This window comes from Janthinobacterium sp. YR213, from assembly GCF_900099875.1.
GTDB lineage: Bacteria > Pseudomonadota > Gammaproteobacteria > Burkholderiales > Burkholderiaceae_D > Janthinobacterium > Janthinobacterium lividum.
This window is the reverse complement of sequence record NZ_FNDA01000003.1, coordinates 328,570-340,528: the sequence shown is the minus strand read 5'-3', so window position 1 is coordinate 340,528 and position 11,959 is coordinate 328,570. Positions and strand designations below refer to the sequence as shown.

Annotated in this window: 4 protein-coding genes; 2 read left to right on the top strand and 2 right to left on the bottom strand. The window is 65.6% G+C overall.

Translation table 11 applies throughout. The annotated features are described in order from the left end of the window. Nucleotides 1–13 precede the first annotated feature (13 nt). Nucleotides 14–511: an Lrp/AsnC family transcriptional regulator gene (locus BLT98_RS15495; protein WP_034783259.1), complete on the bottom strand. Its 498-nt coding sequence runs from the start codon at nucleotides 509–511 to the stop codon at nucleotides 14–16. Nucleotides 512–679: 168 nt separating this feature from the next. Here BLT98_RS15495 and BLT98_RS15490 point away from each other — a divergent pair, with 168 nt between their 5' ends. After that, nucleotides 680–2,719, top strand: a complete 2,040-nt coding sequence (locus BLT98_RS15490) for an aminotransferase class V-fold PLP-dependent enzyme (protein ID WP_092609208.1) — start codon at nucleotides 680–682, stop codon at nucleotides 2,717–2,719. Between the two features lie 497 nt (nucleotides 2,720–3,216). Continuing rightward, on the top strand, nucleotides 3,217–11,751 hold the full coding sequence (locus tag BLT98_RS15485; protein ID WP_244517538.1) for a GH36-type glycosyl hydrolase domain-containing protein: 8,535 nt from the start codon (nucleotides 3,217–3,219) through the stop codon (nucleotides 11,749–11,751). On the opposite strand, the gene BLT98_RS15480 is transcribed toward BLT98_RS15485, so the two are convergent. Next, complete coding sequence (locus BLT98_RS15480; RefSeq protein WP_070278878.1) at nucleotides 11,737–11,958, bottom strand: hypothetical protein; 222 nt, start codon at nucleotides 11,956–11,958, stop codon at nucleotides 11,737–11,739. The two genes, BLT98_RS15485 and BLT98_RS15480, sit on opposite strands and share 15 nt — an antisense overlap. Nucleotide 11,959 lies beyond the last annotated feature (1 nt).

Below are 11,959 nucleotides of genomic sequence, written 5' to 3'. Positions count from 1 at the left end.
GATGGAAAACGCTTCAGGCAGGCAAGCCGTGGGCGATCAATTCCAGCGGCAATTCCGTGCTGCATTTGATCTGTTCCATGGAAAAGGCGGAGGACACGCCCGTCAGCTGCACGGCCTTGATGAGCTTTTTATAGAAAGTGTCATAACCCTTGATGTCGGTGGTGACGACTTTCAGCAGGTAGTCGATGTCGCCGCTCATGCGGTGGAATTCCTGTACTTCCGGCAAGACGATGACGGCGGCGGCAAAGCGGCGCAGCCATTTCTCATCGTGCTGGCCCGTGCGCACGCTGACGAAGACGGTCACGGGCAACCCCACTTTTTGCCGGTTGACGATGGCCACGCGGCTCTCGATATAACCCTCTTCCTCCAGGCGCTTGACCCGTTTCCAGCATGGCGTGCTCGACAGGCCGATCTTTTCGCTGAGGGCGGCGATCGACAGGGTGCCGTCCTGCTGCAGCGCGGCGAGGATGGCGCAGTCGAATTTGTCGAGCGAGGTGTTTGGTGAATTCATTTTGTTATTTCGGTTTTTATGGCATGAACATGCTGCATAGTACCGTAGTTGCAGTGTCTTTTGGCATATCTTCACGGGTGCAGGCCGGTAGACTATCCATATGTTTCAGCCGCTTGCTCTGCCCCCCTTTTTAGCTGCGCCCTTTTATAGAATACTCAGACTGCCATCATGAAAGAAATCTACCTCGACAGCAATGCCACCACCTGCGTGCTGCCCGCCGCCGTTGCCGCCGCCCGGCAAGCGATGGAGCAGGGCTATGGCAATCCCAGCAGCACTCATGCCACGGGATTGCAGGCCAAGGCCATGATGGATGGCGTGCGCCGGCGCGCCAGCGGCTTGCTGGGAGTGGGCGACGGCCGGTTGATGTTCAATAGCGGCGCCACCGAAGGTATCCAGACGGCCGTGCTGTCCGCCCTGTGCGCGCTGCGCGAACGGCGCGATGCGGGCAAGCGCATCGGCAGCCTGCTGCTGTATGGCGCGACCGAGCACAAGGCCGTGCCGGAAAGCCTGGCGCACTGGAACCGCTTATTGGGCCTGAACCTGGAAGTGCGCAAGCTGCCTGTCGATGCGCAAGGGCGCCACGATCTGCAGGCCCTGGGCGCGCTGATCGGCGACGCCGCCATGCTGTGCACGATGGCGGCGAATAATGAAACGGGCGTCGTCAGCGATTTGTCCGCCATCGCCCAGTTGCTGCAGGAACGGGGCGCTGACGCCTACTGGATGGTCGATTGCGTGCAGGCGCTGGGCAAGCTGAAACTGAACCTGGCCGCCACGCGCATCGACTACGCGCCGTTTTCCGGCCACAAGCTGTATGCGCCCAAGGGCATCGGCATGCTGTACGTGCGCGCCGGCGCGCCGTTTACGCCCCTGATGATGGGCGGCGGCCAGGAAGCGGGCCTGCGCTCGGGCACGGAAAACATGGCCGGCATCGCCGCGCTGGGCGCCGTGCTGGCCGCGCTCGACGATGGCAAGACCTTCCGCAGCCACGCCGACCTGGCCGCTTTCCGCGAGCAGCTGGTGGCCAGCCTGGAACGGGCGTTTCCCGGCATCGTTTTCAATATGCCGTTCGACTTGTCCTTGTCGACGACGCTTAATTTTTCCGTGCCGGGCCTGTCCTCAAAAGAGCTGCTGGACCTGTTCGACGCGGCGCGCGTGCGCGTCAGTTCGGGCAGCGCCTGCTCCGCCGCCAAGGCGCTCCCCAGCTATGTCCTCGAAGCGATGCACGTGCCGCAATGGCGCGCCAGCTCGGCCATCCGCCTGTCGTTCGGCCCCCTGATCGACGCGGCGACGATAGCCGCTGCCTGCGCGCGCATCGAGCGCTGTGGCGAGGCCCTGCGCAGCAGCTGTCTGCTGCCGTCGGCGCTGGCGCCATCGCCGCAGGACGACGCGCAGGACGGCATAATCCAGCTGAGCGTGGATGGCCAGTGCACCTGGCTGATCAGCGACGCTGCCAGCGCCAGTTGTGTCGTCATCGATCCGGTCGCCGCGCTCGTGCCGCGCCTGGCCGCCTTCATCCGCTGCCAGCAGCTGGCCTTGCGCGCCATCGTGCACACGGCGCCGCCAGCCGACCATGGCGTGGCGCGCCTGGCATTGCTGCAGGAACTCGCCATCGAGCAGGTGGGCCGCATCGATATCGACGGTGAGCTGGCACTGGGCCAGCAGCGCCTGCGCCGCGTCGAGTGTGGTGAAAACCATGTGTACCTGCTCGATCAGCGCTTCGCCTTCATCGGCAACCTGGCGCCCGAGGCGCTGGCGCCCCTGCTGGATGCGGCGCTGCTGACGCAAGACACCGTGCTGTGCGCGTCAGGCGACGACGGCAGCATTTGCGGCACCGTACGCAGCGTGCACGAAGGTATCGTGCCTGCCGCCGAACTGCAGCTCGATGCGGTCGCCTTGCCCGCCTTCCTGCGCCAGCATCCCGACGCCATCCTTGTCGACGTGCGCGAAGCGTATGAACACGCGGCTTGCGCCGGCACGGTATTCGAGGGCTGCGCCGTGCGCAGTGTGCCGCTGAGCCGCCTGGCGGGCCAGGTAGCCGCGTGGCTGCAGCAGCCGCAGCGCCCGCTGGTCTTTTTCTGCCGCAGCGGCAACCGCAGCGCGCGCGCCGCTGCCTGCCTGCGCCGCCTCGGTCACGGCGCGGCATGGCAACTCAACGGCGGCATGGCGATGGCGGAGGCGACGCGCCACCCGCTGGCCATCGCGGCTTGACAGGGTTGAGGTTTCCCCGTTGAAATATTGCACCGTGCCATCATTGGCACGGTGCTGCTACTCATTTCCCTCCGTTCATTTCCTCCAGGAATTTTTCTCCCGTTTTACTCGCTGATTTCTTTGCCGGCACACCCCTAAAGCGCCGGGTATGTACGCTAGCGCACGGTCTTGCGCACAGGGCGCCCCTACGATGAAGTTCAGAAAATCTCCCTATACCCTGAGATTCGTCGCAACGCTCCGGCGCTTCGCTTTCCGTCTTCGCCAGTGTCCGATCGTGTTCTTCAGACTGGGCCAGCGTGACGGCGGCCGCTGGCTGCCTGCGCGCACCTAGCGAGGCCAAGTTGAAAGAGTACACAGCAGTTGTCACGCAGCAGATCAAGGAACAGATTTCCAAAGTCAGGGAAATCTTCCGCGACCATTCCCTCGCACCGGACACCTTCGACGCCGCGCGCGACGACGCCTTGCCCCTGCGTTCCGAATTATTCAGCGCCATCCAGATGGCCGCCCACGGCAAGCACGTGGCCGCCGGCCATGCGGTAGGTCGGCATCATGGCCGCGACCGCCTGCTGGCGCGCCTGGCCGACAATGCGGCCCTGATCACGGCTACCGTCAACGAGCTGACGGCCACGGTGAAAAGCGGGCGCCAGGTCACGCCCGCCTCGGAATGGCTGCTCGATAATTTTTACCTGATCGAAGAGCAGATCCGCACCACGCGGCGGCATTTGCCGAAGAACTACAGCAAGGAGCTGCCACGGCTGACCTCTGGGGCGGATGCCGGCTGTCCGCGCGTGTACAAGATCGCGCTGGAAATCATCTCGCATGGCGATGGCCGCGTCGACCTGGAAAACCTGTGCCACTTCGTCGAGGCTTACCAGGACGTGGCCACCTTGACCCTGGGCGAGCTGTGGGCCGTACCCATCATGCTGCGTCTGGCCCTGATCGAAAACCTGCGCCGCGTCGCCGTACGCGTGGCCGATGACCGCATGCAGCGCGACCTGGCCAATACCTGGGCCGACCAGATGACGGAGATCGCCGAACGCAATCCCAGCGGCTTGATACTGCTGGTGGCAGACATGGCACGTTCGAATCCGCCGATGACCAGCGCCTTCGTGGCCGAATTGTCGCGCCGCCTGCAGGGACAGAGTTCCTCGCTGACCCTGGCGCTATCGTGGCTGACGCACAAGCTGGCCGAGTCGGGCCTCACCATCGAGCAGCAGATCCAGTCCGAGATCGGGCAGCAGGCGGCCGACCAGGTGTCGATCGCCAACAGCATCGGCAGCCTGCGTTTTCTCGGCACCATGGATTGGCAGGAATTCGTCGAAACCATGAGCGTGGTCGAGCAGACCCTGCGCCTGGACCCGGCCGGCACGTATGGCTTGATGGATTTCGCCACGCGCGACAGCTACCGCCATGCCATCGAACGCATCGCCAAGCGCAGCGCGCGCAGCGAAGTGGAGGTGGCCGAGATGGTGGTGCAACTGGCGCACACGCACGGCAACGGCAATGACGCGCGCCGCGGCCACATCGGCTTTTACCTGGTGGGGCGCGGCGTGCTGGTGCTGGAAAAGCAGGCCGGCGCCAGGCTGCCTTTCATCGAGGCGCTGCAGCATACGGCGCGCGCCGCGCCGCTGGCCGTCTACCTGGGCGCGATCTCGTTCCTGACCCTGGCGACGAGCGCCTTGCTGCTCGAGCGCGCCGTGCGCCATGGCGTGCAGGGCTGGCCCCTGGCGGCGCTGGGTGCGCTGGCGCTGCTGGGCAGCAGCCAGCTGGCCGTGGCCGTGGTGAACTGGCTGGCGACCCTGATGACGTCGCCGCATCCGCTGCCGCGCATGGATTACCAGGCCGGCATTCCATCGGATGCGCGCGGCATGGTCGTCGTGCCGACCCTGATCTACAGCCAGGAAAACGTGGCGGCCCTGTGCGAGGCGCTGGAAGTGCGTTATCTCGCCAACCGCGATCCGAACCTGCGCTTTTGCCTGCTGACCGACTTCGTCGACGCGGAAGCGCAAACGATGCCGGGCGACGAAGCCTTGCTGCGCCAGGCGCAGGAGACCATCCGTGGCTTGAACGAGAAATACCGCGTGGAGGGCGTGGCGGCTAAGGAAAACGGCGACCCGGCCGACCCGGAACAGCTGGGCCAGGTGGGGCCGTTCCTGCTGCTGCACCGTCCGCGCCTGTGGAATTCGCAGCAGAATGCGTGGATGGGGCAGGAGCGCAAGCGCGGTAAATTGTCCGACCTGCACGCATTTTTGCGGGGCGGCGCGCGCGACAAATTCTCGCTGGTGGAAGGCGAGTTGCGCGGCCTGCGCACGATCAAATACGTGATCACGCTCGACACGGATACGCAGCTGCCGCGCGACGCGGCGCGCGAATTCATCGCCACCATGATGCACCCGCTGAACCGTCCCGTGCTGGACGCGGCCGGCACGCGCGTGGTGGCCGGCTACGGCATCTTGCAGCCGCGCGTGGCCGTGGCGCTGCCCAGTGCCAACGCCTCGCGCTACGAGCTGCTGTGCGGCGGCGAGCCGGGCATCGACCCCTACACGCGCACCGTCTCCGACCTGTACCAGGACGTGTTCTATGAAGGCTCCTTCATCGGCAAGGGCATCTATGACCTCGACATGTTCGAGCGCGTGCTGGGCCAGCGCCTGCCGGACAATAAAATCCTCAGCCACGATTTGCTGGAAGGCTGCTACCTGCGCGCCGGCTTGCTGAGCGACTCGCAGCTGTACGAGGAATACCCGGCCCGCTATGACGCCGACGTGAGCCGCCGCCAGCGCTGGATCCGCGGCGACTGGCAGCTGATCGGCTGGCTGCTGGGCCGGGTGCCGGGCCGCGCCGGCAAGCGCGAACGCAATCCTTTGTCGATGCTGTCGCGCTGGAAGCTGTTCGACAACCTGCGCCGCAGCGTCGTGGCGCCGGCCACCACCTTGTCGCTGCTGCTGGCGTGGGGCTTCCTGCCGCAGGTGGCATTCTGGAGCGCGGCCGTGCTGGCCATCATCTTCCTGCCGCCCGTGTTTTCGGCCCTGTACGATTTGCTGCGCAAACCGCGCGACACCCTGTGGCGCCAGCACCTGGCCGCGTTCGAGCGGCGCTGCGGCGTGCAGTTTTCGCACGCCATGCTGACCCTCGTCTTCCTGCCGTATGAAGCGTGGATCAGCCTGGACGCCATCGTGCGTACCCTGTGGCGCCTGGGCGTGTCGCACAAGCACTTGCTCGACTGGCGCGCCTCGAACCTGCATGTATCGTCGGGTTCGCAGGCCGACAGCTGGCGCGCCATGTGGTGCTCGCCCGCGCTGGCGCTGGCCGCCTTCGGCGCCTTGCTCTACTGGCGCCCCGAGGCCTTGCCCGCCGCCGCCGTGGTGCTGCTGCTATGGCTGGCCGCACCCGCCATCGCCTGGTGGATCAGCCGCCCCATCGAGCGTGCCGTGGCGCGCCTGTCGGCCGAACAGGGACGCTTCCTGCATGGCGTGGCGCGCAAGACCTGGGCCTATTTCGATACCTTCGTCGGGCCGGACGACCACTGGCTGCCGCCCGATAACATGCAGGAGCATCCGAACCTGGTGGTGGCGCACCGCACCTCGCCGACGAATATCGGCCTGGCGCTGCTGGCCAATTTGACGGCCTACGATTTCGGCTACCTCACCCTGGGCCAGTTGATCGAGCGCAGCCGCGCCACCCTGCACAGCATGGGTGAGCTGGAACGTTTCCAGGGCCACTTCTATAACTGGTACGACACGCAGACCCTGAAGGCGCTGCAGCCGATGTACATCTCGACGGTCGACAGCGGCAACCTGGCCGGCCATCTGCTGACCTTGCAGCCGGGACTGGTGGAACTGTACGACGTCCCGATCATCGGCGCGCAGGTGGTGCAGGGCATCCGCACGACGGCGCAAGTGCTGCAGGAATTCATCGCCGCCGAAGGCGAGAGCAAGGCCATGCGTGAGAGCATGAGCCTGCTGCAGGCGCAGGCCGCGCCCGCCAGCCTGGCCGAATGGCATGCCTATCTCTCCGCCGCGAATGGCGCTGCCGACGCACTGCTGTCGCTGACCTTGCAAAGCGAGGATGGCGAGCTGTCCATGTGGAGCGGTGCGCTGGCGCGCCAGTGCCGCGCGGCGCTGGCCGAGTTGCTGCAGCTGGCGCCATGGGCGGCGCAGGCGGGCGTTGATCCTGCGTGGCTGCGCGTGCCGACCCTGCGCGAACTGGCCAGCCTGGAAACGCCGGAAGGCACGCCTTCGGAGCTGGCCGCCTTGCTGGCGCAGGGCCGCGAACAGGCGGGCCGCCACATGCGCGATATCGCCCACGCGGCGGGCCAGGCGCGCGACTTCGCGCAGATCGAGTACGCGTTCCTGTACAACCCATCGACCAAACTGCTGGCCATCGGCTACAACGTCAGCGAGCGGCGCCTGGACCCCAGCTACTACGATTTATTGGCTTCCGAAGTGCGCCTGGCCAGCTTCATCGCCATCGCCCAAGGCCAGCTGCCGCAGGAGCACTGGTTCGCCCTGGGCCGCCAGCTGTGCATGGTGGCCGGCCAGCCCGTGCTGCTGTCGTGGAGCGGCTCGATGTTCGAGTACCTGATGCCGCTGCTGGTGATGCCGAACTACCCGAATACCCTGCTTGACCAGACCTACCACTCCGTCATCGAGGCGCAGATCGACTATGGCCGCCAGCGCGACGTGCCATGGGGGATCTCCGAATCCGGCTACAACACGGTCGACGCCAGTTTGAACTATCAATACCGCGCCTTCGGCGTGCCGGGACTGGGTTTGAAACGGGGCCTGGCTGACGATCTGGTGGTGGCGCCATATGCCAGCATGATGGGCCTGATGGTCCAGCCGGAAGCGTCTTGCCAGAACCTGCAGCGCATGCAGGCGGCCGGCTACATGGGCCGTTACGGCTTCTTTGAAGCCATCGATTTCACGACGGCGCGCCTGCCGCGCGGGCAGGGCAGCGCCATCATCCGCTCCTTCATGGTGCACCACCAGGGCATGGGCTTTCTGGCTCTCAGCTACCTGCTGCACGACCGTCCGATGCAGCGCCGTTTCGAGTCCGATCCGCTGCTGCAATCGGCCTTGCTGGTGCTGCAGGAACGCACGCCGCAGGCCGGCGCGTTCTACTCGAACACAGCCGAACTGGCGGTGCTGCGCAGCGGCGCGCCCGAGCAAGCCATGCCGATGCGCATCCTCACGCAAGCCAACAGCGCCGTGCCGGAAACGCAGCTGCTGTCGAATGGCCGCTACCACGTCATGGTGAGCAATGCGGGCGGCAGCTACAGCCGCTGGAAAGACCTGTCCGTGACGCGCTGGCGCGAAGACAGCACGCGCGATAACTGGGGCAATTTCTGCTACCTGCGCGACCTCGACGACGGTGCCGTCTGGTCCACCATGTACCAGCCCACCTTGGCCGAACCGAAGAAATATGAAGTGATCTTTTCCGAGGGGCGGGCGGAGTTCCGCCGTGCCGACCATGGCCTCGACCTGTACACGGAAATCGTCGTCTCGCCCGAGGACGACATCGAAATCCGCCGCACGCGCATCAGCAATAATTCGAACCGCCAGCGGCGCATCGAGATCACCAGTTTTGCCGAAGTGGTGATGGCGCCGGCGGCGGCCGATGCGGCCCATCCCGCGTTCAGCAAGCTGTTCGTACAGACAGAAATCCTCGCGCATGAAAAAGCGATTTTATGTACGCGCCGGCCCCGCTCCAAGGAAGAGCAGATGCCGTGGCTGCTGCATGTGATGACGGTGCACGATATCGAGCGCTACGAAGTATCGTTCGAGACGGACCGCGCGCGCTTCATCGGCCGCGGCAATACGGTGCAACTGCCGCAGGCGCTGCAGGAAAGTGGCCCGCTCGGTGGCGGCCACGGCTCCGTGCTCGATCCCATTGTGGCCATCCGCTATGTCATCACGCTCGAACCCGATCAGGCCGTCACCGTCGACAGCGTCACCGGCATGGTGGAGCAGCGCGACGCGGCACTGCACCTGATTGACAAATACCAGGACCGCCACCTGGCCGACCGCGTGTTCGAACTGGCCTGGACGCACAGCCAGGTGGTGCTGCGCCAGTTGAATGCCAGCGAAGCGGACGCGCAGCTGTATGCGCGCCTGGCCAATGCCGTGATCTATCCGAATGCGGCCCTGCGCGCCGAGGCCAGCATCCTGATCAAGAACCAGCGTGGCCAGTCGGGCCTGTGGGCGTATGCCATTTCCGGCGACTTGCCCATCGTGCTGCTGCAGATACGCGACGCGGCCAATATCGAACTGGCGCGCCAGATGGTGCAGGCGCATGCCTACTGGCGCCTGAAAGGCCTGATCGTCGACCTGGTGATCTGGTATGAAGAGCAGTCGGGCTACCGCCAGCTGCTGCACGACCAGATCATGGGCTTGATCGCCTCGGGCATCGACGCGCAGGCGATCGACCGCCCGGGCGGCATCTTCGTGCGCCTGGCCGAGCAGATCGCCAACGAGGACCGCATCTTGCTGCAATCGGTGGCACGCGCCATCATCAGCGATCTGCGCGGCACTTTGGCCGAGCAGGTCAAGCGTCCGCCGAGCCCCGTGCTGCGCATGCCGCCGCTGCTGCAGGACCCGGCCCGCGAACATGGCGGCGTGCCGCACCGGGCGCAGGCGCGCGAGCTGATCCTGGAAAATGGCCTCGGCGGCTTCACGCCCGATGGCCGCGAATACGTGATTACCACGGGAGAGGGCAAGCAGACGCCGGCGCCGTGGTCGAACGTGCTGGCCAATGCGCAATTCGGCACGGTGGTGTCCGAAGCCGGCCAGGCGTATACGTGGAGCGAGAATGCGCATGAATTCCGCCTCACGCCATGGCAGAACGACCCCGTGTCCGACCTGTCCGGCGAAGCGTTCTATGTGCGCGACGAGCAAACGGGCCAGTTCTGGTCACCCTCGTCCCTGCCCGCGCGCGGCAGCGGCGACTACGTCACGCGCCACGGCTTCGGCTACAGCGTGTTTGAACACAGCGAGGGCGGCATCGCCACGGAACTGTGCACCTATGTGGCGCTCGATGCGGCCGTCAAATATTCGGTCATCAATGTGCGCAACGACAGCGGCGTGCCGCGCCGCCTGTCCGTCACGGGCTATGTGGAATGGGTGATGGCCGACCTGCGCGCCAAGTCCGGCATGCATGTGGCCACGGAGGTCGACACGATCAGCGGCGCCCTGTTTGCGCGCAATAACTACAACACGGAGTTTTCGGGCCGGGTCGGCTTCTTCAATACGGATGCCAGCATCCGCTCCATCACTTGCGACCGCAATGAATTCATCGGCCGCAATGGCAGCCTGGCGCAGCCGGCCGCCTTGCGCCGCGTGCGCCTGTCCGGCAAGGCGGGCACGGGGCTGGATCCGTGCGCGGCCATCCAGGTACCGTTTGAATTGCAGCCGGGGCAGGAACGTGAAATCGTCTTCCTGCTCGGTGTGGGTGGGCGCCGCAATGCGGACGCCAGCACCATGGTGCAGCGCCATGCGGGCAAGGATGCGGCCCGCAGTGCGCTCGACGCGGTGCGCGCGCACTGGGAAGGCAATCTGGGCGCCGTGCGCATCGAAACGCCCGATCCATCGCTGGACGTGATCGCCAATGGCTGGCTGATGTACCAGACCATCGCCTGCCGCCTGTGGGCGCGCAGCGGCTACTACCAGTCGGGCGGCGCCTACGGTTTCCGCGACCAGCTGCAAGATGCGATGGCGATGATCCACACGGCGCCGCAGCTGCTGCGCAATCACTTGCTGCTGTGTGCGGCGCACCAGTTTGTCGAAGGCGACGTGCAGCACTGGTGGCATCCGCCATCGGACCGTGGCGTGCGCACGCATTGCTCCGACGATTACCTGTGGCTGCCGCTGGCCGCCTGCCGCTATGTGATCGCCACGGGCGACGTCAACGTGCTGTCGGAAGTGGCGCCCTTCATCGAGGGCCGCGCCGTCAAGCCGGAAGAGGATTCGTATTACGACCTCCCCGTGCGTTCGGGCGAGTCGGCCGACCTGTACGAGCACTGCGTGCGCGCCATCCGCCATGGCTTGCGCCTGGGCGTGCACGGCTTGCCGTTGATCGGTTCCTGCGACTGGAACGACGGCATGGACAAGGTGGGCGAACATGGCAAGGGCGAGAGCGTGTGGCTGGCCTTCTTCCTGTACGAAGTGCTGCAGCGCTTTGCCGAGGTGGCCGTGCTGCGCGGCGATGCTGCGTTTGCCCAGTTCTGCCGCGACGAAGCCGTGAAACTGGCGGCCAGCGTCGAGGAACATGCGTGGGATGGCGAGTGGTACCGGCGCGCGTATTTCGACGACGGCACGCCATTGGGTTCGCACACGAACGAGGAGTGCCAGATCGATTCGATTTCGCAAAGCTGGGGCGTGCTGTCGGGCGCTGCCAACAAGGAGCGGGTTGCCGGCGCCATGCGCCAGGTCGATGCGCGCCTAGTGCGCCGTGATTCCGGCGTGATCCAGCTGCTCGATCCGCCGTTCGACAAAGCCGACCTCAATCCCGGCTATATCCGCGGCTATGTGCCGGGCGTGCGCGAGAACGGCGGCCAGTACACGCATGCGGCCATCTGGACGGCGATGGCGTTTGCGCGCCTGGGTGACGGCGAAAAGGCGTGGGAACTGCTGCGCATGATCAATCCCGTGCGCCATGGCATGGACGCACAAGCGGTGGCGCGCTACAAGGTGGAACCGTATGTGGTGACGGCCGATGTGTATGCCGTCGCGCCGCACGTGGGACGCGGCGGCTGGAGCTGGTACACGGGATCGTCGGGCTGGCTGTACCGCCTGATCGTCGAATCCCTGCTGGGCCTGACGCGTGAAGCGAACGTGCTGCGCATGGCGCCCACCATGCCGGCCGAATGGGACAGCTTCAAGCTGCATTACCGCTTCGGTGCCAGCAGTTATGCCATTACGGTGGAGCAGGCGCAGGGGCGGCCTGCGGGATTGTCGCTCGATGGCGTCGCGCAGGGCGGCAACAGCATTGCCTTGCGCGACGAGGGCCGCGAGTATGCGGTGCTACTGCTGCTCTAGTATTGTCCAGGTGTCGTGTTCTGGCCGGCGCCGGCCAGCCAGCAGGATCAAGCCGGCGCCGAACAGCAGCAGGTCGCGCGTGCGTACTTCGGGCGCGGACTGCGCTGCTGTCTGGCGGTGGTAGTTCAAGGGTATCGCCAGGGCGGCGATAGGCTGGCTGGCGCAAGCGGCCAGGCACAGCGCCGCCACTTTTCTGTTTAACTGCATA

What these genes read in the sequence shown, in the direction of transcription:
- BLT98_RS15485 (WP_244517538.1), top strand. Translation starts at nt 3,217, where the DNA reads ATGGCCGCCCACGGCAAGCACGTGGCCGCCGGCCATGCGGTAGGTCGG.
- BLT98_RS15495 (WP_034783259.1), bottom strand. Translation starts at nt 511, where the DNA reads ATGAATTCACCAAACACCTCGCTCGACAAATTCGACTGCGCCATCCTC.
- BLT98_RS15480 (WP_070278878.1), bottom strand. Translation starts at nt 11,958, where the DNA reads ATGCAGTTAAACAGAAAAGTGGCGGCGCTGTGCCTGGCCGCTTGCGCC.
- BLT98_RS15490 (WP_092609208.1), top strand. Translation starts at nt 680, where the DNA reads ATGAAAGAAATCTACCTCGACAGCAATGCCACCACCTGCGTGCTGCCC.